Genomic DNA, 25,765 nt, shown 5'->3' with positions numbered 1-25,765 from the left:
CCGCCGGGAGAGGATGCGGGTATGCGGCTGCTGACGGTGAATGTGGTGGAGGAGCTGATTCCGGGGCCCAAGGACACCGGATTGACGGCGATCGACAAGCGACCGCAGGCCGGGCGGGTGCGGGTGGGGGAACTCGGGCTGGCGGGGGACTCGGTTTGTGACACCCGGCACCACGGCGGACCGGATCAGGCCCTTTACGCGTACGCCGCTGAGGATGCCGCCTGGTGGGCCGGGGAACTCGGGCGGGAGATCCCGCCGGGGTTGTTCGGGGAGAACCTGGTGACCGAGGGGCTCGACATCACCAATGCGCTGATCGGCGAGGTGTGGCGGCTCGGGGACGAGGTCGAGGTGATGGTCCGGTCGCCGCGGATCCCGTGCATCACCTTCCAGCACCGGATGGAGATTCCGGGCTGGATCAAGCAGTTCCACACCGAGGGCCGGCCGGGGGCGTATCTCAAGGTGCTGAAGACCGGCACGATCGCCGCGGGTGACGAGATCGAGGTACTGGATCGGCCCGCGCACGAGATGACCGTCGGTGGGCTGTTCGGTGGGCAGGACCCGGCGAAGATGCAGGGCATGCTCGACTCCGGTGTCGACCTCGCCGACGACCTCCGGGACCTGGCACATCGCGTCGCCGCCCGCGGGTGAACCGCGACAGAGCCGGTAGCGCAGGAAAGACAAGACGAGGGCAGGCGGAGCGCTGTCGGCGGGCCGCCCGGAAAGAGGCGGGGGATACATGAGGATGCCGCAGGTCAAAGGGCTGATGCCGGCGAAGGGACCGTTGCGGCCGTTGGCCTTGGCGACGTTGCTGAGCCGGATCGGCAACGGCTTGCTGATGACGGTCAGCGTGCTCTACTTCTCCCGGATCGTCGGGCTGTCGATCGCGCAGGTCGGGCTCGGGCTCACCGTCGCAGGCTTGTTCGGTCTGCTCTCGGCGGTGCCGCTCGGTCACCTGGCTGATCGCCGCGGGCCGCGCACGTTGTTCGTGATCCTCAGTCTGACGGTCTGCTGCGTGTCGCTCCTCTACCTACTGGTCGACACGTTCTGGCAGTTCCTCGCAGTCGCCGTCGTGCTGACGATCTTCGACCGCGGCGCCGGCGCGGTCCGGTCGGCTCTGATCGCCGCCGTCACTCAGGGCGCCGCGGGCCGGGTTGCTGCTCGGGCCTATCTGCGGGCGATCACCAACATCGGGATCATGGGCGGCGCCGGCATCGGTGCGCTCGCGCTGCACTTCGACACGGCCACGGCGTACCGGTCGATGTTCGTTCTCGATGCGGCGCTCAGCATCGTGGCCGCCTTCGTCGTCCTGGCGGTGCCGAAGGTCGCGCCGCAGCCGAAGAACGAGGACGGCCCGGTCTGGATCGCGCTCAGAGATCGTGGTTATCTCGCCGTCGCGGCGCTCAACGCGGGCATGTCGATCCACTACGCGGTCCTGGACGTGGCGATCCCGTTGTGGGTGGTCGATCACACCGACGCGCCGCGCTGGACGGTCGCGCTGCTGCTGATCATCAACACCGTGGTGATTTCGCTGTTCCAGGTCAGATCGAGCCGGGGGATCGCCGATCCGGCCAGCGCGGCCAGGGCAACTCGTACGGCGGGGTTGTTGCTGCTGGCATCGATGGTGCTGTTCGCGGGAGCTTCTGGTGGTGGCGTCGTGGTCGCCGTCGGGTTGCTCGCGGCCGGCGCGCTGGTGCAGGTGATCGGGGAATTGCTGCAGTCGTCCGGCTCGTTCCTGCTCGGCTTCGACCTCGCGGCCGACGAGGCGCAAGGCCAGTACCAAGGCGTCTGGAACACCAGTATGTCGATCAGCACGATGGTCGCGCCGACCGTGCTCGCCCTGCTACCACTCGGCCTCGGCGTACCCGGCTGGATCATCCTCGGCGTCTGGTTCGCCCTGATCGGCGTCCTGTTCGTACCGGTCGTGCGCTGGGCTGCCGCCCGCAAAGCGCAGCAGGCGGCAACCCAGCTCGTCAGCTCACGGTGAGTCTGTCGACGTTCGGACCACCGTCGGCGCTGGTCGCGGTCGCCTTGATCTTGTTGCTACCAGCAACGAGATTGACCCGGATCGTCCTGGTCTGCCAGGTGTCCCAGTTGCCCGTGCCGGGGAAGGTCAGGCCCGACGACACCACGGACCCGTTGACCGCGATGTTCATCGGCCGCGAAGTGGTGGTGCCGTTGGCATACCGCAGTACGACGTCCGCCGGGCCGGCCGCTGCCGCATTGACCGTCCACTCGACGGCGGAGCCGACCGCGTTGTCGTAGTTCACGAAACCACGCCCGGTGAAGCCTGCGTGGTTCGACTCCACCACGCCCGCGGTGATCGCCGCGTCCTCGGCCTCGTAGACCGTCGGGCCGGGACCGGGTCCACCGGTGTCCGGCACGGTGTTCCAGCCCGACACGCGCACGGACGGCGTCGCGCCTTGCAGATCGGCGGTCCGGTACGTCGCCCGCAGTACGACGCTCTCGCCCGGCCACAGGCTGACTGCGTTATCGTTCCACTGCACCGGAAGCACCGGTTTGCCGCCGGCGCCGATGATGTGCGCGTCGACGAAGAACGCCGGGATCTTGCTGGTCGTGGTGTTCTTCAACGTGACCGTCGTGACCGTATCGGAGCCGGCCACCGCTGAGCTGACAACAGACGAAACAGGCACCTGGGCCAGCGACGACAACCCCTTGAGGTCGGCGTAGCTGGTGGTCGGCGTGTAGTACCAGTCGGTGTTGTTCCAGTCGAGGGTGTCCGCCTTCGTGGACAGCCAATAGACGTTGCGGCTGACCTCGACGCCGGATGAGTTGGTCAGTACCAGCTTCGCCAGGTACGTCGTCGACAGGCCACTCACCGCGGGAATCGTGAGCGCGGTGGTCTTCCCGCCGTCACCTGGCACCGACACCGCAGCGGACTGGGAGAACTTCTCCGTACCGTCGAGGTTGTAGAGCTTGACCGACGCGGTCAGCCCGGACGCCGTACCGTGGGATTGGTTGACTACGGCAACGGAATTGTTGTCGTAGGAATACTGGATGTGCAGCGGCTCGTTCGCCTTCTTGGCGCCGTAGTACGCGCCGTTCTGATCCAGGTAGGTGTCGAACAGCTGCCAGTGCAGCGAGGTCCAGCCACTGTTGAGCATCCAGTAGATCAAGCCGGTCGACGGGTTCGACGAGTCGGTGAAGTTCCGGTTGTGCGACTCGAACTCGGCGCGCACGTTCTCGTACTGCGCCAGCTGGGCCTTCTTCACGTAGTCGGTCAGGCCCGTCGGCGCGCCGTACCGGCCGGACAGGGCGTTCCCGAACAGCTTCAGGTTGCCGAAGGTGGACGAGGACGAGCGGTGGTACTGCGTGGCGCTCGGGTTCTGCCAGAGCACGTCGAGCTCGGCCGGCGTCAGCATCCTTTGCAGGGTGTCCATCGTGGGGATATCCGGGCCCGCACTGGTCTCGGAGTTGAAGCCCCACGCGCCGCCGGAGTCGCCGTGCGCCTTGTCGTACCAGTAGTTCGGCGGGATCCAGTCGTACGGTCCGTTCATCTTCATCCCGGAGCTACCGAGCTGCGGCGACGAGTTCGCCGACGCGGCCGGGATCACCGGGGTCTGCCAGTCGGCGGCGTTCAGCGCGTCGAGGTAGTTCTTCTCGATCGTGGCATCCGGCGCGAAGTCGCTGCCGATCAGGAAGGTCAACACGCTCGGGTGGTTGCGGAGCCGCTCGGCCTCGGCGGTCATCGACGCCTTGGCGGTGACGTAGTCCTCGGCCTTCCAGGTGTTGCCGTTCTCGCTGCCGTTGACCTGACCCTCCCACTTGTCGCAGCATTCCCAGCCGGGCATGGTCAGGATGCCGAGCCGGTCGGCCAGGTCGAAGAACTCGTCTGGTTCGATATGACCTTCGAGCCGGACGGTGTTGAGGCCGAGATCCTTGACGTATTTGAGTTTGTCGGCCGCGTACGTCGTGTTCCAGCGCAGGAACAAGTCCGGTGACCAGCCACCTCCGCGTACCAACAGAGGTCGCCCGTTGATCGAATACGCGCGGCCGCCGCTGCTGTTGAGCGGCGCCTTCACCTCCCGTACGCCGAAGTCGGCGTGCGCCGTGTCGGACGTCGTACCGGCGGTGCTCGCGGTCAGGTCGAGCGCGTACAGCGGTTGCCCGCCCATCCCGGCCGGCCACCAGACGTTCGGGTTGTCCAACCCGATCGTCGGGAACGTGACCGTCTTCTTCTCCTTGGCGGCCAGCGAGACCGACTGGCTGATCGGTACGCCGGCGACGCTGCCCGCGACGGTGGTGGTGACGGCGGTCGACGAGTCGTTGCGTACGTCGACCTTCGCGGTCAGGTCCGCGTGCGTCAGCGAGGGGAGCTTGGTGACGACGTGGGCGCCGCGAAGGGCGACCGGACCGCTGCGCCGGACGAGCACGTCGCGGACGATGCCCATGTTCTGGTCCGGTGGCGTCTGGGCCCAGTCGATCCAGCCCATCGTGAGGTCGTTGTTCGGGTCGTTCGGGTAGACCTTGAAGGCGATCGCGTTGCTACCGGTGTGCACCTGCGCGGTGATGTCGAGGTCGTGCCGGGTGTAGGCGCCGGCGGTCTGCGTCTTGTCGGCGACCTTGGTGCCGTTGACCCAGACATCGGTGCGGGACAGCACGCCGCTGAAGTCGAGGTAGGTGCGCTGGGTGGTGTCGGCGATCTCGAGGTCGGAGCGATACCACCACGGCACTTTGAACTGATTCTTGTCGACGTCCTTCATGTTCGTGGAGAAGAACGGGTCGGGGTACTTGTTGTTCTGCAACAGTCCCGCGAAGACGGTCGACCGGGCCGAGACCGGTAACCAGCCGGTGGTCGGGAAGCCGGGCTGGGTGACGGCCGCGTCGTTCGACACCTGCGCGGAGGTCTGCAGCAAGAACCCGGGGACAGGGCTGACCGCAGCGGTCGCGAACAGGGTCGCGGTGGGCGGCGGGGCTGGGTCCCGGTACGGCGTACCGGCGGCGGGGACCGCGGTACATGCTGCGGTTGCCAGCGCGGCAACCGTCAGGAATCGGATGCTTCTCGGCCACGATCGCATGAGTGGGCCTCCTCGGGGCGGTGATCGGCCACAGATCGTTAAGAAACTTTCCTGTCAAACTGTGGACGATGCTAGCGCTGGAGAAGGCGGGCTGACAACGGCTCAGGTGGGTTCGCGGTAGCCGAGCGCGGCGGAGATTTTGCGGGCGGCTTCGATGGCGGCGGGGGCCATCAGGGCGACCTGCGCGATGGACTGCTCCAGGGAGAGGGTGGAGATGCTGACGGCGGCGATCGCGCTGGCGGTGTGGTCGTGGATGACTGCCGCGACGCAGCGGATGCCGGGCTCGTTCTCCTCGTCGTCCAGGGCGTAGCCGCGGGCGCGGACCTGGACGAGATCGGCCTTCAAAGCGGTAGCGGTCGTATGGGTGAGCGGCGTTCGCGCCGGCAGGCCGGTCCGGGTGACGAGGGCGTCGAGCGCTTCGTCGTCCAGCTCGGCGAGAAGTGCCTTGCCGATGCCGGTGCAGTGCAGCCAGAACGCCTTGCCGACGCGCGACGGCATCCGGTACGGCTTGGGTCCGTCGAGACGCGCGACGTAGATCGCCTCGTCGCCGTTCAGCAGACCGACGTGCACCGTGCAGCGGGTCTGCGCGACCAGATCGGCCAGCACCGGCCGGGCGACAGTCGCGAGATCCACGTTCGTCAGGGCATGCCCGGCAAGCCGCAGCGCCTTCGGGCCGGGGTGGTACGAACCGTCCTCCGATTGCGCGACGAACTCGTGCTCGACCAGCGACGCCATGATCCGGTGCACCGTCGATTTGGCCAGACCGGTAGCGGTGACCACATCGGTGAACCGGGAGTGCTCGAGGACCGCGTCGAGCACCATCAGCGTCTTGTCGATGGCCGAGGGCGAACTCATGTCGCTCATCCTGTCACCTCCTATCTCGCCAGCCAGCCACCGTCGACGGCCAGCACATGCCCGTTGACGTAGTCGGACGCCGCCGAGCCCAGGAAGACCGCGGCGCCGACCAGATCATCGGGCCGTCCCCACCGGCCGGCCGGGATGCGCTCCCGGATGGCCGCCTCCCGTTCACCATCGGCCCGCAGGTCGGTCGTGTTGTCGGTACTGATGTAGCCGGGAGCGATCGCATTCACCTGTACGCCGGACGCTCCCCATTCGTTCGCCAGCGCCTTCGTGAGCCCGGCGACCGCGTGCTTGCTGGCCGTGTAGGCGGGCACGGTGATGCCGCCCTGGAAGCTCAGCAGGGAAGCGATCGTGATGATCTTGCCGTTGCCCCGGGCGACCATCGCCACCCCGATCGGCCGCGTCACCGCCCAGGTCGAATTCAGGTTCACGTCGATCACGTGCTGCCAGTCGTCCGGCGTTGTTTCGGCAGCCGGCGCGCGGCGGATCGTGCCGGCGTTGTTGACCAGGATGTCGACCTGACGATCCCGGATGAGCGCCGTCGCGACCGCCCCCACCTCGGCCGGGTCGGCGAAGTCCGCGGTGATCAGGGTCGCCTCGCCGCCGCCGTTCAGCTTGATCGCCTCGAGCGTGTCCTCCAGCGCCGCGTCCCGCGCGAGCAGGATCAGGTCGGCCCCAGCCGCGGCGTACCCGGCTGCGATCGCCGCGCCGATGCCCCGTCGCGCGCCGGTGACCAGCGCGGTCCGGCCTCGCAGGGAAAAGCCTGGCGTCACCGAAGGTCCTTCACGTCGACACCGTCCATATCGGCGAAGGCCTGGTTCTCGCCGGCCATCGCCCACACGAAGCTGTACGCCGAGGTGCCTACGCCCGAGTGGATCGACCAGCTGGGGGAGATCACCGCCTGCCGATCGGCAATCAGTAGGTGCCGGGTCTCGTCGGGCTCGCCGAGCAGATGGACGACCCGGTCGGCCTCCGGCAGGCCGAAGTACAGGTAGCACTCGGTTCGCCGGTCGTGGGTGTGCGCGGGCATCGTGTTCCAGGTGCTGCCGGGGTGCAGGGTGGTCACGCCGAGCACGATCTGGCAACTCTGTACGCCGTCCGCGTGGATGTACTGGTCGATGGTGCGCCGGTTCGCGGTCTGCTGGTCGCCCAGTTCGAGCCGGTTGCCCTGGCCGGGCTGGACCAAGGTGGTCGGGAAGTCGGTGTGCGCGGCGGCGGAGAAGAGGTAGAAGGCCGCCTCGGATCCCTCGAAGACGACGTCGCGCGCGCCGCGTCCGGCGTACAGGCAGGCTCCGGTCGTCAGCTCGAACTTGGTGCCGTCGACGGTGATCGTGCCCCGTCCGCCGACGTTGACGATGCCGGCTTCGCGGCGCTCGAGGAAGAACTCGCTGCGCAGCTCCGGCCAGGTTCCGAGTGTGAGCGGGCCACTCGCCGGGCGGGCGCCGGCGAGCACGATCCGGTCGTGGTGGGTGAGCACCGCGGTGATCGTGCTGGGCGTGAAGAGGTCGTCGACCAGGTACGTCGCGCGCAGGGCCGCGGTGTCGAAACCGCGGATCTGGTCGGGGTGGGTGGCGTGCCGGACCTCGAGGGGTTGCTGAGCTGCATTCACAGAACAAGGTTCTATTCCACGGAACATCCTGTCAAACGCTGACCGTGTCATGGGCCTCACGGAGCCAATTGGCGATGCGAGGTGTTCCGCCTCTTGACACATAGTTCTGTTGAGTGGAACCTTCCAGGCACATCCCGCCCGCCTCTGGAGGATTCACATGACAGCCCTCGACTGGACGGTCCTGGCCGGCTACTTCGTGCTGATGGTGGCGATCGGAGTCTGGTCCCGCAGCAAGATCAAGACCGTCGTCGACTACTTCACGACCGGCGGCCGGATCCCGTGGTGGTTGTCCGGGATCTCGCACCACATGTCCGGCTACAGCGCCGTCATGTTCGTCGCCTTCGCGGCGGTCGCCTACACCTACGGCATCACGGTCTACGTGTGGTGGGCGATGTCGATCGGCATCGGCGTCGGCATCGGCGCGTTCGTCTTCGCCGCCCGCTGGAACCGGCTGCGAGCCAAACACGGTGTCGTCTCGCCGCTGGAGTACCTCGCCAAGCGGTACAACCTGCCGACCCAGCAGGTGCTCGCGTACTCCGGTGCGCTGCTCAAGGTGGTCGACATCGCCGCCAAGTGGGTCGCGATCGCCGTTCTGCTGAACGGATTCACCGGCGTACCGATGCGCTGGGGCATCCTGCTCACCGGGGTCGTCACGATGCTCTACGCGACGCTGGGTGGGCTGTGGGCCGACGTACTCACCGACTTCGGGCAGTTCATCATCCAGGCCGCGGCCGGGATCGCGATGTTCGTCGGCGTGCTCTCGCATCTGGACGGCATTCCGACGCTGTGGAAGATGTGGGACCAGTTGCCGGCGGGGCACGGGTCCGCGCTGAACGGGCCGTACACGCCGATCTTCCTGATCGCGTTCCTGTTCATCAAGACCTTCGAATACAACGGCGGGATGTGGAACCTGGCCCAGCGCTACATGGCCGCGCCGTCCGGCTCCGAGGCGAAACGGTCCGCCCTGCTGTCGTCGGCGCTGTGGCTGATCTGGCCGCTCGTCCTGTTCATCCCGATGTGTGCCGCGCCGCTGCTGGTTCCCGGCCTGGCCAAGCCCGAGCAGTCGTACGTCGAAATGTCCCAACTGCTGCTGCCGAGCGGCCTGATCGGGCTCGTCCTGGCCGGGTTCTTCTCGCACACGATGGCGATGGTCGCCTCGGACGCGAACGCGATCTCCTCGGTCATCACCCGCGACCTGGGCCCGGTGCTCGTGCCTAAGCTGCGTCAGTTGAGCGATGCGGGGATCCTCAAGTTCGCCCGGATCGTCACGTTCAGCTTCGTCACCGCGAGCATGTTGATCGCGATCATCACCAACGGTCAGGGGGTCGTGCTGAAGATCGTCGTGGACCTGGTGGCCGCGACGATGGGACCGATCGCGATCCCGCTGATGCTCGGGCTGCTGCCGTGGTTCCGGCGGAGTGGGTCACGGGCCGCGATCGCGTCGTGGGCGATCGGCCTGATCGTTTGGGCGATCGTGAAGTGGGGCATCGGCTCCACCGACACCACCCTGGTCGTAGCGTTGCCGTTGGCAACATCCTTGGTCGTGTACGTCGGCCTGGGCTGGCTGCTGCCGGAACGCCGGCCCGAGGTCGACGAACTGCTCGACTCGTTGAACACCGATCCGGCGGTGGAAGTGACCGCCAGGCGGACTGCCGCCGTCAGTTGACCAGCATTCTGGAACAATGTTCCGCTAGACAGAACCCTTTGCTGAGGAGAACCGCCGATATGCCCAACATCACCGTCGAACTGCTCTCCGGCCGCACCCTCGACCAGCGCCGCGAGTTCGTTGCCGCCGTCACCGACTCCGCCATCGCCATCCTCGGCGCCAAGCGCGAATCGGTCCGCATCGTCTTCCAAGAGATCGAGAAGTCCGACGTAGCCAACGGCGGAGTCCTCGTCTCCGACAGCTAACCCCCGCGCCGGCTCCGCGCGCCCCGCCGGGGTAGAGCCGGCGCACCCGCACCTCCTCATCTCCCGCCTCCGCGCGCGTCTCCACCGGATGGTGGACTTCGGGTGTTGGGAGTGGCGGGCTCGCTTAGGCTCTGGGGTATGCGAGTAGGAGTGTTTGGAGCGACGGGTCAGGTCGGCGGCGTGATGCGGGAGTTGCTGGTCGAGCGGAAGTTTCCGGTCGACGAGATCCGGTACTTCGCGTCCGCGCGATCCGCCGGCAGTCAGCTTCCGTTCGGTGACGCCAAGGTCACCGTCGAGGACTCGGCCACGGCCGACTTCTCCGGGCTCGACCTGGCGCTGTTCTCCAACGGCAAGACGGCATCGAAGGAGTTCGCCCCGAAGGTCGCGGCTGCCGGGGCGGTCGTGGTGGACAACTCGTCCGGCTGGCGGATGGACCCCGAGGTGCCGCTGGTCGTCGCCGAGGTCAACCCCGGCGATCTCGATCACCTCCCCAAGGGCATCGTCGCGAACCCGAACTGCACCACGATGGCCGCGATGCCGGTGCTCGCCCCGCTGCACCGGGAGGCGCGGCTGACCCGGCTGATCGTCTCCACCTACCAGGCCGTCTCCGGCTCGGGTGGCGTCGGTGTCCACGAACTCGAGGACCAGACCAACGCGCTCGCTGCCGGTTCCGGCCGGCTCGCCCGTGGTGCCGACGGCATCGAGTTGCCGCAGCCGAAGGTGTACGCCGGTCCGATCGCGTTCAACGTGCTGCCGCTCGCCGGGTCGATCGTTGCCGACGGCACCGGTGAGACCGACGAGGAGCAGAAGCTCCGCAACGAGAGCCGCAAGATCCTGCACATCCCGGATCTCCCGGTGGCGGGCACCTGCGTCCGCGTCCCGGTCTTCACCGGCCACTCACTGAGCATCCACGCCGAGTTCGCCGAACCGATCAGCCCGGAGCGCGCGACCGAGCTCCTGGCAGCGGCCCCAGGTGTCGAGCTGGCAGACCTCCCCACGCCGCTACTTGCCGCCGGCAAGGACCCGTCGTACGTCGGCCGCATCCGTCAGGACCAGTCGGTTCCCGACGGACGCGGCCTCGTGCTCTTCGTCTCCAACGACAACCTCCGCAAGGGCGCCGCCCTCAACGCAGTCCAGATCGCCGAGCTACTTCAGCAGCGGTAACGGCGGTCCGCAACCGTGAGCAGCCGCAACCCTCAGCAGCCGTAGACGTCCTTGACATAAACGCCGTTGATCGCGCTCAGCGTGTGGTCGTAGCAGCCGTCGGTGCCGGAAGCGCGGTAGCGGACGGTCTGATCGCTGGTGGCGTGGCGCTGATCGCGCGGGACGTTGTAGATCCAGGACGCACGCCCGTCGTAGGTCTCTTCGGTCCGACGATCCGCCGCGACGTGCCGGCCGACCGTGGTGGTCAGGTGGCTGCGGTCGTAGATGGCGAGGTCGGTGACGATGTCGTAGCCGTTGGGAATCGTTGCGTTGGGCAAGAAGCTGAGGTAGCCCGACTTGCCGTAGCTGAGCTCGGTCCGCTCGACCTTGGGCCCGGTGGTCACCACCGAGTTGTCCTGCCAGGAGGCATCGAGCGTGTCGCGGGACTCGCCGGCTTCCCAGACGTGGTCCGACTTGTTGGACAGCGTCCGCTGCACGGTCGTGCGGACCCGGCCCGCCGACGTGTCGACGTACCCGCTGATGTTGAGCGATCGCGACGCGGTGGTCTTCACCGAGCCGGCTTCGCCACTCGATCCGGTGACGTCGTCCGACTTGCTCAGCGGCGATACGGAGTACGAGGTCAGTCCGCCGCGGGTCTGCTGCAGGATCGGGTCGGTCCAGACGTGCAGGTTGGGGACGGTGAACCAGCCGCTCTGCCCGGCCGCCACACCGTCGACGTGGACGCGGAACTCGTGCGGCTTCCCATCGCTGACCAGACCGGCGAACGGCGTGAGGTCGTAGTACACGGGCTTGATGTCGAAGGCACGTGGTGCGGGGGAGGGGCGCCAAGAGTACGGGTTGGACCAGCCGCCCGTGTAGATGTACGGATACGGCAGGGCGATCCCGGCGAGCTTGCCGTCAACGAGTACGTCGACCTCGCGGTACGGCGATCCGTCGGGGCAGGAGTAGCCGGTCGACTCCGGCGCGGAGGTGTCCCAGAACTCCTCGCAGCCGCCGCCCGAACCGGTCACGTAGACCTCACCGAGCAAGCGGGTGGTGTTGCGCGGCAGCGTCGCCGTACCGACGAGGTCCGAGTCCTCCCGACGCTGATCCTGCAGCGGCAGTACGGCGTTCGCCGTACGGGCTGGTGGGGCGCCGTGCCCGGCTACGTAGAAGTCGAGGGTGACGACGATGTCGAGGACGCCGGTGTACGTGTCATTGACCACATTGCCGAGTTCCATCACGACGGGCTGTGGGGTGCGCAGCAGCGGGATGTAGGAGGTGACGTCCTTCCCGACCTGCCAACTGATGCCGTCCGTGCTGGGCTCCGGGGTCGAGGTGCGGAAGACGCCGACCCCGCCGATCGTGATGTGCCCGAGCCGGTCGTACTGGACGCCCTTGACCGAGCCCTGCATCTTCAGCACGACCTTGGACCACGGCCCGCGGCAGGCGGCCGGTGGGGTATAGGTGGAGGTGTAGGGATCGAAGTTCTTGAAGCCGTTGCGGACGATCTCGACCGAGCAGTGCCGGGTGTTCGGCACGGCGACCGGCGGTGCAGGGGTCCGGGGATCGTCGTAGTCGGTCCCGAATTCGGACGGCGGGACGACCTGGGTCGCCGCCTGGGCCGGCGGCGGCGCGGCGTTTGCCGGGGACAACCAGCCCAGGAGTAGGACGGATAGTGAGACGAGTGCCACAGACCGTGCGCGCATGTTGCGGAAACGTAATCGAGATGGTGCGGACGGGCAAGCGATGACCATGGCCAGGGTTGGCTGCGTCTATTACCGTTCGGTTCACTTGACCCCCGATGGAGGCCAGCCATGAAGCCCGTTGCCGACGGTCCTCAGCTCGCGTTGCTCAGCTCCCGCAAGGAGCACCTCGCCCAGATGTTCCTCGACCGCGTCGCCGCGCAACCCCACCGGGAGGCGTTCCGCTACCCGGCAGGCGAGGAGTGGACCTCCGTCACCTGGCAGCAGACCGATGAGCTCGTACGCCGTCGCGCCGCCGGCCTGATCTCGCTGGGGGTCGAGCCAGAGCAGCGCGTCGCCGTTGCCGCGAGCACCCGGCTCGAGTGGGTCCAGTGCTACCTCGCTGCCGTTCTCGCGGCGGCCGCGACCACCACGATCTACCCGACCACGATGGCCGCCGACGTCGCCTACATCGTGGCCGACGCGGAGGTCCGGGTCGTGTTCGCCGAGGACGCGGGCCAGGTCGACAAGCTGCGCGAGCACAAGTCGGAGCTGCCGTCGCTGCGCAAGGTCGTGCTGATCGACGGTTCACCGGAAGAGCGGGACGGCGACTGGGTGATCAGCCTGGCCGCGCTCGACGAGCTCGGCGCGGAGTTGCTGGGCGAGAACGCCGCGGCCGTCGACGAGCGGATCGGGCAGATCCGGCCGGAGCACCTGTGCACGCTGGTCTACACGTCCGGTACGACGGGGCGGCCGAAGGGTGTGCGCCTGCCGCACTCGGTCTGGACGTACGAGGGCGCCGCGGTGGAAGGCATCCGGGTGCTCAGCCCGGACGATCTGCAGCTGCTGTGGTTGCCGTTGTCCCACGTCTTCGGCCAGGTGCTGCTCGCCGTACAGTTCCAGATCGGTTTCGCGACCGCGATCGACGGCCGGGTCGACAAGATCGTGGCCAACGCCGCCGCCGTCCAGCCGACCTTCATGGCCGCCGCGCCGCGTGTCTTCGAGAAGGCGCACGGGCGGATCGTGACGATGATGGAGGCCGAGGGCGGCGTCAAGGCGAAGCTGTTCCACTGGGCCTTCGGCATCGGTGCCCAGGTGTCGAAGCTTCGCCAGCAGGGCAAGGAGCCGAGCGGCGTGCTGGCCGCGCAGTACGCCGTGGCGGACAAGCTGGTGCTGTCGAAGATCCGCGACCGCTTCGGTGGAAAGATCCGGTTCTTCGTGTCCGGTTCGGCCGCGCTGGACAAGAAGCTCGCCGAGTGGTTCCACGCGGCCGGGCTGCTGATCCTGGAGGGCTACGGGCTGTCCGAGACCGCGGCGGGCTCGACGCTGAACCGGCCGGACCGGTACCGCCTCGGGTCCGTGGGCCCGGTCTTCCCGGCCGCCGAGTTCAAGATCGCCGAGGACGGCGAGATCCTGATCAAGGGCCCGGGCGTGATGAGCGGCTACCACAACCTGCCCGAGCAGACGGCCGAGGTGATCGACGCCGAGGGCTGGTTCCACACTGGCGACATCGGGCATTTCGAGGACGAGTTCCTCTTCATCACCGACCGGAAGAAGGACCTCTTCAAGACCTCCGGCGGCAAGTACGTCGCGCCGCAGGTGATCGAGGGCCGGTTCAAGATGATCTGCCCGTACGCGAGCCAGTTCCTCGTCCACGGCAACCAGCGCAACTTCGTCTCCGCCCTGGTCACGCTGGATCCCGAGGCGATCCAGGGCTGGGCCGAGCAGAACGGGCTCGGCGGCAAACCGTACGCCGAGATCGTCACCTCGGACGCGGCGCACGCGATGGTCCAGGGCTACGTCGACGAACTGAACGCCGGCCTGAACCGCTGGGAGACGGTGAAGAAGTTCACCATCCTCGAACGAGACCTCACCGTCGAGGACGGCACCTTGACGCCCAGCCTGAAGCTCAAGCGCAAACACGTCGAAGTCACGTACGGCGACGTCCTGGACAAGATGTACGAGTAGTCCCCGCCGTTCGGTTCGAGGGCGGGACAGCGTCGGCCCGGAGGGCTAATCTCGCGGTAAGGGTTGCCGGGGGAGGTGGCGGGTGCACAGTCACAAGAGCCGCCAATTGCGGGCAGCGAAGGTCGAGCGCGGCCTGCGGGCCGACGACGGACCGCTTACGCAGTTGCAGCGAACAGCCGGTAATGCTGCGGTCTGCAAGCTGATGTCGAGCCTGCACGACCGTGCACCAGCGGAGTCGCCAGAGGTTCTCGTCGTACGGGCAGGAACGACCGCCGCGCAGGCTCCGCCCGGTGGGATGAACGCGATCCAGACCAACGAGGCCGGCTCGGCGCTGGGCGCGGCGGCCGGGTGGACCGGGATCAAGATGGCGGGCGCCTTCGTCTCGCCGAACTTCACCACCACCTGGATCCACCCGACGAAGCCGGGCGGCGACCACTTCGTCACCGTCGACCCACCGGTCGCGTCGCCGGACGCGGTCCACGACTCGTTCTATCCGGCGGCCGGCGACCACAAATGGGGGACCGGTACGGTGCCCGGTCCCGGCAAGAAGACATATGAGGCCTGGCACCGCGTCAGCGACTCCATGTCGGCGATCATCCGCGAGGGCGAGCAGGAGCATCTCGACGACGCCAAGCGCGCCTACGACCTGACCTACGGCTTGATCACCACCACGATCGCCGGCATGGCCGGCCAGAAGTTCGGCCCCGCCAAGTCCCCGACCGAAGCCGAACAGCTGGCGACCGACGCCTTCGACGCCAAACTTCCCGCCGCCCTCTCGGTGAAGAAACCCGCGTACCGCGCAGCCTGGCTGCAACTGCTCGAGACCCTCCTCAAACAATCCAAACTCCGCGACCTCCGAGGCTGGCACGACCTCCAACACGCCAAGCCCCTCACCAAAGGCGACCGTTACATCTACCCCCTCGAACCCACCAACACCACCAACATCCGCAAACCAGGCGACAAGAGCATCGAGGTAGTCAACTACCCGGACCCAACCCCGTAGCTACCCGGAGTTGGCGTGCGGAAGGGTCCGTAGGATGGGTGGGTGCCGTCGACATTGCCTGAAGGGGAGGTTGCGCCCGCGGATGGGGCGTTGCCGGAGGAAGCAGTCCGTGAGGCGGCCCACAGACCGTTCGGGTTCTATCTGCATGTGCCGTTCTGTGCGGCTCGGTGTGGGTATTGCGACTTCAACACCTATACCGCCAAGGAGCTGGGTGGCGGTGGGTCTCAGGCGTCGTACGCGCAGACGGCCGTCGAGGAGGTCCGGCTGGCCAGGCGGGTGCTGGGTGAGCTGGACCGGCCGGTCGAGACGGTGTTCTTCGGTGGGGGTACGCCGACGCTGTTGCCGGCCGACGATCTCGGGTTGATGCTGGCCGCGGTACGGGACGAGTTCGGGCTGGCGCCGGGTGCCGAGGTGACCACGGAGGCGAACCCGGAGTCCGTGGATCCGCAGTATCTGGAGGAGCTGCTCGAAGCCGGGTTCACCCGCGTCTCGTTCGGGATGCAGAGCGCGAGCCCGCACGTGCTGCAGATCCTCGATCGCAAACACACCCCCGGGCGCGCCCTCCAGGCGGTGAAGGAAGCGACGGCCGCGGGCTTCGAGCACGTGAACCTCGACCTCATCTACGGCACCCCCGGGGAGTCGCTGGAGGATTGGCGGACTTCGCTGGAGTCCGCGCTGTCGGCCGATCCCGACCATGTGAGCGCCTACGCGCTGATCGTCGAGGACGGCACGCAGCTGGCCCGCCGGGTACGCCGTGGCGAGCTGCCGATGCCGGACGACGACGACCTGGCTGACAAGTACATGCTCGCCGACGACCTGCTGACCAGCGCGGGCCTCGGCTGGTACGAGGTGTCCAACTGGGCCCGTACGACGGAGGCTCGGTGCCGCCACAACGAGCTGTACTGGCGAGGCGACACCTGGTGGGGCATCGGGCCGGGCGCGCACAGCCACGTCGGCGGAGTGCGCTGGTGGAACGTGAAGCACCCCACGGCGTACGCCGACCGCATCGGCTCGGGGGTGAGCCCGGCGTATGCGCGGGAAGTGCTCGACGACGAGACGCGCCGCGTGGAGCGGGTGCTGCTGGAGATCCGGTTGCGCGCCGGCCTGCCCCTCGACGTACTGGATGAGGGTGGTCGCGCGGCCGCCACGGTCGCGGTCGGTGACGGGCTCCTGATCGAGGCCGATGGACGCGTCGTGCTCACTCCTCGTGGTCGGTTGCTGGCCGACGCGGTGGTCCGCGATCTGCTGCCGTGACCAAATAGTTGCCTGCCCCGACCCAGCTGTTTGCCAGGAATTAACGCTGTCAGTCACCGGCGTGGTTCACACAGTGACGATTCGGTCTGCTATGTACTGACCAAGGCGCCGTGGTGTCTCAGAGTAACGATGTGGTGCTTGACACACTCAGTTGAAACGCTCGAAACTCAGGTCGGTTTACCAACCGAGAGCGCTCTCAACCCGTCCAGTAACAGGGAGCATTCAATGCGGCCCAGTGCCGGCTATCGCACCGCAGTTGCCCTCCTAGCCTGCAGCCTCACCTTGCTGGCTTCGGCCTGCGGTGGCAACGACCCGTCCTCCGCCTCGTCGGACTCCAAAGGCGACGACGGTCAGAAGCTGGAACTGACCATCGCGACCTTCAACGAGTTCGGCTACAGCGACCTGTACCGCGAGTACGAGGCGGCGCACCCGAACATCAAGATCACCGAACGGCGCGCCCCGACCGTCGACGTGCACATCAAGCACCTCGACGACAACCTCGCGGCCGGGTCCGGGATGGCCGACATCGAGGCGATGGAAGTCAGCTGGATCTACAAGTACCTGGCCAAGGCCGACAAGTTCGTCGACCTGCGCCAGTACGGCGCCGACGACCTGAAGTCGCGCTGGCTGGACTGGAAGATGGCCGGCGCGACCACCAGTGACGGCCGGATCATCGGGTACGGCACGGACATCGGGCCGATGGCGATGTGCTACCGCAAGGACCTGTTCGCCAAGGCCGGCCTGCCGACGGACCGCACCGAGGTCGCCAAGCTGTTCCCGGACTGGGCGTCGTACTTCTCCTACGGCCGCAAGTTCAAGGCGAAAGTGCCGAACTCCGCCTGGTACGACTCGGCAACGGTGACCTGGGACGCGATGCGCAACCAGTTGATCCAGGCCTACTACTCCAACCAGGACCGCTACCTGGGTGCTGAGAACGACCTGCTGAAGAGGACCTGGAACCAGGTCGTGGCCGGCACCCAGCAGGGCCTGTCTGCGAAGCTGCCGGCCTGGACCGACGCGTGGAACAAGAGCTTCCGCACCGACGCCTTCGCGACCATCGCCTGCCCGGGCTGGCTGCTCGGCGTGATCCAGGACAACGCGGGCAGCTTCGGTAAGGGCAAGTGGGACGTCGCCGACGTGTTCCCCGGCGGCGGCGGCAACTGGGGCGGGTCGTACCTGACCGTGCCGACCCAATCGGCCAATCCCGAAGAGGCCGCCAAACTGGCCGCCTGGCTGACCGCGCCGGAGCAGCAGATCAAGGTGTTCAAGAAGGTCGGCTCGTTCCCGTCGACCACCGACGCCTACGACTCCCCGCAGGTGAAGTCGCAGATCAACCCGTACTTCAACAACGCACCGGTCGGCAAGATCTTCATCGACCGGGCCCAGAACGTGATCCTCAAACAACACAAGGGACCGCGCGACGGCGAGATCAACCAGGTCTTCTCCGAAGCGCTGAACCGGATCGAGACCGGCAAGCAGTCGCCGGCCGCGGCCTGGAAACAAGCCCTCCGCGACAGCGACAAGGCGGCGAACGTCCGCAAAACCGGCTAGGAACCGACCGGACGTACTACGGTGTGAACGTTCAGCACCAGTCGGGGAGGTCCGTTGTCGAAGCCGTCGTCCAGGCAGAGCTACGACTCGCAGTCCCCGACCCTGGAACAGGTGGCCGCGCTGGCCGGAGTTTCACGGGCGACGGTGTCGCGGGTGGTGAACGGATCGCCGAAGGTGCTGCCGGACACGGTGGCCGCGGTCGAGCGCGCGATCGGCGAACTCGGCTACGTCCCGAACCGGGCCGCCCGAGCGCTGGTGACCCGTCGTACGGACTCGGTGGCGTTGGTGGTGCCGGAGCCGGACAGCCGGGTGTTCTCTGACCCCTTCTTCGCCGGGATCCTGCGGGGCGTCAGTTCGGCGCTGGCGCCCACGTCGTCGCAGTTGGTGCTGCTGATCGAGCCGTCGGCGGGCGACGACCAGCGGCTGTTGCGGTACTTGCGCGGCGGCCACGTGGACGGCGCGATCATCGTCAGCCACCACGGCCGCGACAACGTGCTGCAGGAGCTGGCCCAGTTGCCGTTGCCGATCGTGTTCAGCGCGCGCCCGCTCGGGGTGGAGAAGCCGGTCGCGAGCGTCGACGTGGACAACGTGGCCGGCGCGCGGACCGCAGTGGAGTACCTGCTGTCCAAGGGACGCCGCAAGCTCGGCACGGTCGCCGGGCCGCTCGACATGACCGCGGGGCTGGACCGGCTGACCGGGTACCAGGAAGTGATGGCCGAGCAGGGCATCCCCGAAGCCGTTGCGTACGGCGATTTCACGGCCGACGGTGGTGAGCAGGCGGCGGTGAAACTCTTCGAGGAGCATCCCGATCTCGACGGGCTGTTCGTGGCGAACGACCTGATGGCCACGGCGGCCCTGCGGGTGATCTCACAACTCGGCCGGCGGGTGCCGGAGGACGTGGCCGTGGTCGGGTTCGACGACTCGGTGGTCGCCACCACGACGACGCCGAAACTGACCACGGTGCGGCAACCCGTCGTCCAGCTCGGCACCCGGCTCGCGGAGATCCTGCTGGCCAAGATCGGCGGTGCCGACCTGACCGGCCCGGAGATCTTCAGCACCGAACTGATCATCCGCGGCTCGGCCTAAGGAACTACGGCGGATCGTTCTGGAACTGGAACTGCACCCGGATCGAGCTGTCCAGCGGTACGACGAACGTGGTGTTCGCTGCACTCCACTTCTGCGGCACGAGGAAGAGCCGGTTCTCGCCGACCACGAGCAGCCGGAGCCCGCGGTAGCGGAAGTTGAAGGTCTGGCCCGCGCCGGGTCGCAGTACGGTCTCCTCGATCCCCGGGGAACGCAGCTGCAGGCGTTCCTTGGTGTCGAGGATGACCACCGGGAACTGGCCGAGGTGCTTCGCGTCCGACTTGGCCAGCCCACGTCCGGAGTACTGCGCTGTCGTAGCGGTCGCCCAGAACGCGCAGGTGATGGTGACCACTGCGAGCAGCCCGAGCAGGATGTGCTGGGTGCCGAGCTCTGGTTGGGCTCTGGTCGCCAGGTACGTCAGATAGCCGAGAGCTGCCGCGGCCAGCCCGATCACCAGCGGCACCAGCAGCGCGTAGTACGGGATCTCGCCGATGAATGGGTAAGCAAGGAGACCGAGGACGCCCAGAACCAGTACTGCGGTCGCCGCGATCCGCGCGCGGCGGATGAGGCCGACGGCGAGGTGGGTGCGGATGACGTTGTGCAGAAGGAGCGCCGCAACCGCCAGCAACGTGATTACGAGCAGCGGGACCAGCAACGGCTGTGGGCTTCGCATCACGTAGTCCTGCGTGCTCAGGCCGACGGTGTCGACGTCGATGCCGAAGTACTCGTACTGCGCTCGTGCGGACACGTAGCCGAAGTAGAACAACAGGCCGCTGATCAGCGTCACCGGTGCGACGATGCCGGCCGCGAAGCTGACCCAGCGCTCGGCCTGGGACCGTTCGCCGGCCATCAGCCGCTCGGGGAAGCGGACGGGACGTCCCCGGGGGTGAACCCGATCTGGCTGCCGCGCTGATCGCCGGCGAGGCTCCGGCAGTCCGCCTCGGTGTTGCAGGTCGCATGGATCGGCATGATCAGTGCGATGTCCTCGGTGCCGGCCGCGACCTGGCGGGCGCCGACGAAGCAGGGCTGGAAGTTGCTGCGGACCCATTGCACGTCGGGACACGGCCGCGCGTCGGCCGGGCAGCCGCGCTGGTCCAGTTCGAAGACACCGCCGGGCTCGACGTGCGGCGGACCGGTGACGATGGTCGTGCCGGCCGGGATCGGGCTCCGGCCGAGCCAGTTCACCTCGGCACAGCGGAAGATCCCGTTCGCCTCGACGTTGCCCCCGATCGGCGCCGAGGCGAGGTCGAGGGACGGCTTGGGCTGGGCCGGCTGGGTGGACTCCGGTTCGGTCGGTTCGATCGACGGCTCGGCGATCGTGTCGGGCAGCGTCGACTCGCCCGGCGACTCGGCCGGCGGTTGCGAGCCGCCGCCGCAACCGGCCAGCAGCACCAGCAGTCCGGTGGCCAGCGCCTTCCGCCCTGAAAACATGTCGCCCACCCCCGGTTTCAGGATGACTCTGAGTGCAGTCGGCCACAACAGTTCGGGCGTTCTTTGCTCACTCTCCGCTGCGAAAGCTGTCTCCACCGGTCACCTCCGTGATATCTGTTGGGCAGGGTTGCGAGGGGGGAACCGAGCCAATGTCCGACCATGAGATCCGGATCGCGCTGGTGCTGAACGGCGGGGTCAGTCTGGCCGTCTGGATGGGCGGCGTCACGCACGAGCTGGACCTGATCAGACGGGCCTCCGGTGCCGCCGGGATGCCTGCCGCGCAGCCGTACGACGAAGTGCTCGCGGCCCGCTGGAAAGAGCTGTGCCACCGGGGTGGGGAGCAACGCCGGATCGTCGTCGACGTGATCGCGGGGACCAGCGCGGGCGGCCTGAACGGGTCACTCCTCGCAACCGCGATCTCGCACGGGTCCACGCTCGACCCCGACGGTGATGACGGACCGTGGCTGCGGCAGCGCTGGGTCGGGCTCGGCTCGCTCGAGGTCGGCAAGCTGGTGCCGGCGGCCGGCAAGCCGTCGACGTCGGTGCTGGACGGCGACTACTTCCTGAAGGAGCTGAACCGGCTGCTCGAAGGTGTCGCCGACGCGGGCAAGGCCTCGGCCGCCGAGCCGGTGACCTTGTTCGTGACGGCTTCAGGGCTGGGGATCCAGCAGTTCGAGGCGAAGGACGCGGCCGGCCAGCGGTTCGTCGTACCGGACCATCGGTACCTGTATCGCTTCACCAGCGAGCGGACCGCGACGTACGACGGGACGAATCGCAAGTTCTCGGTGAAGGAGAACAACGGGCTCAAGGACACCAAGTTGCTGGCCCGGGCCGCGCGTGCGTCGGCGTCCTTCCCGGCGGCCTTCGGGCCGGTGCTGGAGACGCCGAAGATGGGCGCCGCGCCGCCGCGGCTGCAGCCCGGTCCGTACCAGGAGTCCGGCGCGTGGCTGGTCGATGGTGGCGTTCTCGACAACGCGCCGTTCGCCCCCGTGCTGGATGTGGTGGCCCGTCGACCGGTGTCCGGGCGCGCGACGCGGTACGTGCTGTACGTCGTACCGTCGGCGGGCGTCGGTTCTGCCGAGACGCGGGTCGTGGATGCGAACCAGCCCAAGTGGTCGGTGGCGGCGCTGTCGGCGGTGCAGTTCCCGCGGGAGGTGGACTTCCGGTCGGACGTGGAAGAGCTCGAACGGCTGTTGCTGGAGGCGGACGCGTCCTGGTCCGATTCGCAGCGCCTCTTCGATCGTTGCGTCGGGCAACCAATTGAGCGGGCCCGGTTGCAGGAGGCGGCGCGACTGTTGTTGCCGGCGTACTCGCGCGGTCGTGCGGCCGGTGGCGTCTGGGAGGCGGTGACGATCGCGACCCATGACCAGTCGACCGTGCTCGACGCGGCGACCGCGTTGTCGGAGGCGCAGATCGACGACATCCTCGCCACCAAGCACCCGTGGGTGCCGGGGCCGGACGGGTCGACGGCGCCGTTGCGCCTGGAGGACGGAAACCCCTGCTGGGATTGGGGAACGGGCGCCGCGGAGCGCGTAGTACGACTGGCACTGCGGTCGCTGCGGCTCCAGATCGACTCCGCGCCCAAGGTGGAGCGGCCGGATCTCGAGCGCCGGTTGAGGGCGACCAGTGACAGCTTGCAGCGGGTGCTGGCCGTGCGGGACAAGTTGTCGGCCGAGTTGGCGAAGGCGGATCTGGATCTGCAACCCGCCGGGGGAGCGGAGGCGGTCGCTGTCGGGCTGACGGACATCTTCGATCTGCTGCAGGTGCAGCGCGCGCTCGGTGACGAGTTCGCCTCGCTGATCCAGGTGGTCGGGACGGAGGTCGTGGAGACGGCGCTCGAGGTGGAGATCGTGTCGCGCTGTACTTCGGCGCGCACTCCGCAGCAACGCAGTGCGCCGTTCCAGTTCCTCCGGCTCGGACCGGACATCCCGCTGACGTTGTTGGACGAGTTGCCGGAGGGATCGATCGCGAACGATCTCAAGGACAGGATCCTGTACGGCACGCAGGTCGGACACTTCGGTGCCTTCGGCGCGGCCGACTGGCGGCGCTGGGACTGGCTGATGGGGCGGCTGCACTGCGTCGCGCATCTCGGTGCGATGCTCGGCGCCGACCCGGACTGGATCCGCGAGACGCAGCGCCAGGTGCTCGAGGCCGAGGAGTGGAAACTCGACAAGGTATCCGAGCGGATCCAGCGCCTGGCCAAGGACTTCCCGGTCAACGCCGGGCTCGGTGCGCTCACGACGATGCGGAACGAGCTCAACACGACCCGGGAAGGGATCGCCACCACCAAAGGGCTTGCCGACCGGATGGTCGCGGTGTCGGGCGGCCTCAACCCGCAGTTCGGCAACTGGGTGAAGGCTGTTGCCGGACGCAAGCATCAGCCAGGGTCCTGGCTACTGCTGTGTGCGCGCTGGTTCGCCGAGCCGGCTCGGCAGAGCGCCTGGCAGCGGTTGGTGAAGAGCGCGGACCTGACACCCGCGCGGCGGCCGCTGATCTTCCAGCAGTGGTTGCCGGCCGTGTTGCTGGGAGCTGTCGTGCTGCTGCTTGTGGTCGCAGGTGTGGTCGATGTGGCTGCGGTCCGGATCATCGCAGCGCTATTGGCCGGTGTGGTGCTGGCCGCGGGCGCGTTGGTGGCCGCGGGCTCGTGGTACGTCCGGCGGCACCGGAAACGAATCCAGGTGTGGATCGAGAAGCGGCTGCCGCCGATCAGCCCTGAGTCACGAAGTCGATGAGTTCCTCGACCCGGCCGAGCAGGTCGGGCTCGAGGTCGGCATAGCTCTTCACCTTCGACAAGATGTGCTTCCAGGCCGCCGCCACGTCGGCCTGGTCGGTCGACGGCCAGCCGAACGTCTCCAGTACGCCGTGCTTCCAGTCGGTGCCGTGCGGGATCTTCGGCCAGGCGGCGATGCCGAGCGAGGACGGCTTGACCGCCTCCCAGATGTCGATGAACGGGTGGCCGACGACCAGCACGTGCCGGTTCGTCACCTGCGCGGCGAGCTTCGACTCCTTCGACCCGTCGACCAGGTGATCGACCAGTACGCCGAGGCGCCGGCCCGGGCCGGGCTGGAACCGGTTCACGATCGCCGGGAGGTCGTCGATCCCCTCCATGTACTCGATGACGACGCCTTCGATCCGCAGGTCGTCGCCCCAGACCCGCTCCACCAATTCGGCGTCGTGACGACCTTCGACGTAGATCCGGCTGGCCCTGGCAACCTTCGCCCTGACATTGCTGACGGCCACCGAGCCGGACGCCGTATGGGTCTTCTTCGCCGGTCCCGGGCGCTTGGGTGGTTGCAGGCTGACCGGTTTGCCGTCGACCCAGAAGCCAGGTCCCATCGGGTAGGTCTTGATCCGCCCGTGCCGGTCCTCGAGATCGACGACCCCGTGCTCCCAGCGCACCACGGCCCCGACGAACCCCGACGACGGCTCCTCGACCACCATCCCCTTGGCGACCTCGACCTCCACCGTCCGCCCGTTCTTCGGCTTCCGCCAGTCCCCGGCCAGCACATCATTCCCATACCGATCAGCCACCCCCCAACCGTATGCCGAACCAGTCTCCTTCCCCCTCAACCACACGCCAGCCGCGGGCGGGCGGCGTACGGATCAGGTGGCGGCGTGGGCTGCTGTGGGGGCTCGGTGGGGGGAGGTGATGGTGAGGGCCAGGTAGGCGATGAAGCCGGCGACGAGGCCGACGACCCAGGAGTAGTCGTAGAGGGGTTTGAGGAAGGGGATCAGGCCGTCGGCCGGGAAGGGGCCGGCGCCGGGGTTGGAGTAGGCGCCACCTACTGCGAGGACGGAGCCGATCAGGGTGGCGACGACGGCTCGCCAGTTCCAGCCGGCGGCGTACCAGTAGCGGCCGCGGGGGAGGTAGAGGTCGGCCAGGTACAGGTTGGTGCGGTCGATGAACCAGTAGCCGGCGATCAGGACGCCGGCGACCGAGGCGAGCAGGCCGCCGTAGAAGGAGAGCCAGACGAAGATGTAGATCGACGGGTCGGAGATCAGCCGCCACGGCTGGATCAGGATCCCGATCACGCCGGTGGTGAGACCCGCGGTCCGGAAGTTCAGCAGCTTCGGTACGGCATTGGCGAAGTCGTACGACGGGCTGACGACGTTCGCCGCCACGTTGCAGGACATGGTGGCCAGGATCGCCATGATCAGTCCGATCGTCACCACGACCGGGTTCTCGAAGCGGCGGGTCAGTTCGACCGGGTCCCAGATCGCCGAGCCGTAGACGATCACCGTGCCGGAGGTGGTGATGATCGAGACCAGCGCGATGAACGACATCGTCGTCGGCAGCCCGATGATCTGCCCGACCACCTGGGCACGCTGGCCTTTGCCGAACCGGGTGAAGTCCGGCATGTTCAGCGACAGCGTCGCCCAGAACGCGATCATCCCCATCAGCGACGGCGCGAAGATCTTCCAGAAGTCCGCGTCCCAGCCGAGTTTCGACGGCTGCGACAGGATCGGGCCGAAGCCGCCGGCCTTGACCAGGATCGCGATCATCAACGCCAGGAACGCCACCGTCACCAGCGGCGCCGCCCAGTTCTCGAACCGGCGCAGCCCCTCGATCCCGCGCCAGATCAGCACCATCTGCAGCGCCCAGAAGAACGCGAAGCTCAGCCACATCGTCCACGGATGACCACCGATCGCGCCGGCGCCGGTCCATGACGAGCCGGCCAGTTCGCCGACGATCACGAAGATCGCCTGGCCGCCGATCCAGGTCTGGATGCCGAACCAGCCGCAGGCGATGAACGCGCGCAGCAGGGCCGGGAAGTTCGCCCCGCGCACTCCGTAGAAGGCCCGCGCGAAGACCGGGAACGGGATCCCGTACTTCGTCCCCGCGTGACTGTTCAGCAGCAGCGGGATCAGCACGATCAGGTTCCCCAGCGTGATCGTCAGGAACGCCTGCAACCAGTTCATCCCGAGCGAGACCAGTCCGGCCGCGAGCAGATAGCTGGGGATGTTGTGTGCCATCCCCATCCACAGCGCCGCATAGTTGTACGTCGTCCAGCGGCGCTCCGGCAGCCGCGTCGGGGCCAGCTCGGCGTTGCCGTACGGGCTGGCGGCGATGGCCTCCGGATCGGTCAGCTCGACCCGTCCGTCCGGGTGATAGGTCTGCTCGGTGCTGGCCATTTGTCCCACCTCATCCGGTCGGTGCGGCAACCGCTTCCGCAACAACGTGCGGGATCAGGCAGCACCGTGTCAACGGATAACCGCACAGAGCCAGCAG

General features: G+C 67.7%; 20 protein-coding genes. 11 read left to right on the top strand and 9 right to left on the bottom strand.

Going from position 1 to position 25,765, the window contains the following annotated elements:
• Positions 1 to 21 precede the first annotated feature (21 nt).
• Together DIZ26_RS25155 and DIZ26_RS25150 are read left to right on the top strand one after the other, a co-directional pair.
• Positions 22 to 648, top strand: coding sequence for an MOSC domain-containing protein (locus DIZ26_RS25155; RefSeq protein WP_112245700.1), 627 nt, complete (start codon positions 22 to 24; stop codon positions 646 to 648).
• Positions 649 to 736: 88 nt separating this feature from the next.
• The gene (locus DIZ26_RS25150; RefSeq protein ID WP_112245698.1) at positions 737 to 1,984 is read left to right on the top strand and encodes an MFS transporter; all 1,248 of its coding nucleotides are present in this window, start codon (positions 737 to 739) and stop codon (positions 1,982 to 1,984) included.
• On the opposite strand, the gene DIZ26_RS25145 is transcribed toward DIZ26_RS25150, so the two are convergent.
• From DIZ26_RS25145 to kduI, 4 genes are all read right to left on the bottom strand, one after another.
• Positions 1,971 to 5,036: a glycosyl hydrolase 2 galactose-binding domain-containing protein gene (locus DIZ26_RS25145; protein ID WP_112245696.1), complete on the bottom strand. Its 3,066-nt coding sequence runs from the start codon at positions 5,034 to 5,036 to the stop codon at positions 1,971 to 1,973. The genes DIZ26_RS25150 and DIZ26_RS25145 overlap by 14 nt on opposite strands.
• A gap of 102 nt (positions 5,037 to 5,138) precedes the next feature.
• On the bottom strand, positions 5,139 to 5,891 hold the full coding sequence (locus DIZ26_RS25140; protein ID WP_112245694.1) for an IclR family transcriptional regulator: 753 nt from the start codon (positions 5,889 to 5,891) through the stop codon (positions 5,139 to 5,141).
• Between the two features lie 20 nt (positions 5,892 to 5,911).
• Positions 5,912 to 6,670, bottom strand: a complete 759-nt coding sequence (locus DIZ26_RS25135) for an SDR family oxidoreductase (protein WP_112245692.1) — start codon at positions 6,668 to 6,670, stop codon at positions 5,912 to 5,914.
• Entirely contained in the window at positions 6,667 to 7,506 is an 840-nt protein-coding gene (gene kduI, locus DIZ26_RS25130; RefSeq protein WP_112245690.1) for a 5-dehydro-4-deoxy-D-glucuronate isomerase, read from the bottom strand. Before kduI ends, DIZ26_RS25135 begins: the two co-directional genes overlap by 4 nt.
• Positions 7,507 to 7,663: 157 nt before the next feature.
• Here kduI and DIZ26_RS25125 point away from each other — a divergent pair, with 157 nt between their 5' ends.
• From DIZ26_RS25125 to DIZ26_RS25115, 3 genes are all read left to right on the top strand, one after another.
• Complete coding sequence (locus tag DIZ26_RS25125) at positions 7,664 to 9,172, top strand: sodium:solute symporter family protein (RefSeq protein WP_112245688.1); 1,509 nt, start codon at positions 7,664 to 7,666, stop codon at positions 9,170 to 9,172.
• Positions 9,173 to 9,231: 59 nt separating this feature from the next.
• Positions 9,232 to 9,417, top strand: a complete 186-nt coding sequence (locus tag DIZ26_RS25120) for a tautomerase family protein (protein ID WP_112245686.1) — start codon at positions 9,232 to 9,234, stop codon at positions 9,415 to 9,417.
• A gap of 138 nt (positions 9,418 to 9,555) precedes the next feature.
• Positions 9,556 to 10,581, top strand: a complete 1,026-nt coding sequence (locus tag DIZ26_RS25115) for an aspartate-semialdehyde dehydrogenase (protein ID WP_112245684.1) — start codon at positions 9,556 to 9,558, stop codon at positions 10,579 to 10,581.
• A gap of 32 nt (positions 10,582 to 10,613) precedes the next feature.
• Here DIZ26_RS25115 and DIZ26_RS25110 read toward each other — a convergent pair whose 3' ends face one another.
• On the bottom strand, positions 10,614 to 12,269 hold the full coding sequence (locus DIZ26_RS25110) for a peptide-N4-asparagine amidase (RefSeq protein ID WP_112245681.1): 1,656 nt from the start codon (positions 12,267 to 12,269) through the stop codon (positions 10,614 to 10,616).
• A gap of 108 nt (positions 12,270 to 12,377) precedes the next feature.
• On the opposite strand from DIZ26_RS25110, the gene DIZ26_RS25105 reads away from it, so the two are divergent.
• From DIZ26_RS25105 to DIZ26_RS25085, 5 genes are all read left to right on the top strand, one after another.
• Positions 12,378 to 14,213, top strand: a complete 1,836-nt coding sequence (locus DIZ26_RS25105) for an AMP-dependent synthetase/ligase (RefSeq protein ID WP_112245679.1) — start codon at positions 12,378 to 12,380, stop codon at positions 14,211 to 14,213.
• Between the two features lie 82 nt (positions 14,214 to 14,295).
• Positions 14,296 to 15,216 (top strand): hypothetical protein, encoded by a 921-nt coding sequence (locus tag DIZ26_RS25100; RefSeq protein ID WP_112245677.1) that lies wholly within the window; start codon positions 14,296 to 14,298, stop codon positions 15,214 to 15,216.
• A 42-nt stretch (positions 15,217 to 15,258) separates the two neighbouring features.
• Positions 15,259 to 16,470: a radical SAM family heme chaperone HemW gene (gene hemW, locus DIZ26_RS25095; RefSeq protein ID WP_112245675.1), complete on the top strand. Its 1,212-nt coding sequence runs from the start codon at positions 15,259 to 15,261 to the stop codon at positions 16,468 to 16,470.
• Positions 16,471 to 16,695: 225 nt separating this feature from the next.
• A complete protein-coding gene (locus DIZ26_RS25090; protein WP_112245673.1) occupies positions 16,696 to 18,021 on the top strand; it encodes an ABC transporter substrate-binding protein in 1,326 nt (441 codons plus the stop codon).
• A gap of 54 nt (positions 18,022 to 18,075) precedes the next feature.
• Positions 18,076 to 19,107, top strand: coding sequence for a LacI family DNA-binding transcriptional regulator (locus DIZ26_RS25085; protein WP_112245671.1), 1,032 nt, complete (start codon positions 18,076 to 18,078; stop codon positions 19,105 to 19,107).
• A 4-nt stretch (positions 19,108 to 19,111) separates the two neighbouring features.
• On the opposite strand, the gene DIZ26_RS25080 is transcribed toward DIZ26_RS25085, so the two are convergent.
• Both DIZ26_RS25080 and DIZ26_RS25075 read right to left on the bottom strand, forming a co-directional pair.
• On the bottom strand, positions 19,112 to 19,954 hold the full coding sequence (locus DIZ26_RS25080; protein WP_112245669.1) for a hypothetical protein: 843 nt from the start codon (positions 19,952 to 19,954) through the stop codon (positions 19,112 to 19,114).
• Positions 19,954 to 20,535 carry a hypothetical protein gene (locus DIZ26_RS25075; RefSeq protein ID WP_157979806.1) on the bottom strand — a complete coding sequence of 194 codons (582 nt, stop codon included), beginning with the start codon at positions 20,533 to 20,535 and terminating at the stop codon, positions 19,954 to 19,956. Before DIZ26_RS25075 ends, DIZ26_RS25080 begins: the two co-directional genes overlap by 1 nt.
• A 149-nt stretch (positions 20,536 to 20,684) precedes the next feature.
• On the opposite strand from DIZ26_RS25075, the gene DIZ26_RS25070 reads away from it, so the two are divergent.
• Positions 20,685 to 23,267 carry a DUF3376 domain-containing protein gene (locus DIZ26_RS25070; protein WP_112245665.1) on the top strand — a complete coding sequence of 861 codons (2,583 nt, stop codon included), beginning with the start codon at positions 20,685 to 20,687 and terminating at the stop codon, positions 23,265 to 23,267.
• Here DIZ26_RS25070 and DIZ26_RS25065 read toward each other — a convergent pair.
• Together DIZ26_RS25065 and DIZ26_RS25060 are read right to left on the bottom strand one after the other, a co-directional pair.
• Positions 23,242 to 24,066 carry a DUF3097 domain-containing protein gene (locus DIZ26_RS25065; RefSeq protein ID WP_112245663.1) on the bottom strand — a complete coding sequence of 275 codons (825 nt, stop codon included), beginning with the start codon at positions 24,064 to 24,066 and terminating at the stop codon, positions 23,242 to 23,244. The genes DIZ26_RS25070 and DIZ26_RS25065 overlap by 26 nt on opposite strands.
• A gap of 72 nt (positions 24,067 to 24,138) precedes the next feature.
• The gene (locus tag DIZ26_RS25060; RefSeq protein ID WP_112245660.1) at positions 24,139 to 25,668 is read right to left on the bottom strand and encodes an NCS1 family nucleobase:cation symporter-1; all 1,530 of its coding nucleotides are present in this window, start codon (positions 25,666 to 25,668) and stop codon (positions 24,139 to 24,141) included.
• Between the last annotated feature and the right edge of the window lie 97 nt (positions 25,669 to 25,765).

The sequence above is a fragment of the Kribbella monticola genome, assembly GCF_003261635.1.
GTDB lineage: Bacteria > Actinomycetota > Actinomycetes > Propionibacteriales > Kribbellaceae > Kribbella > Kribbella monticola.
This window is presented reverse-complemented; position numbering and strand designations above follow the sequence as displayed.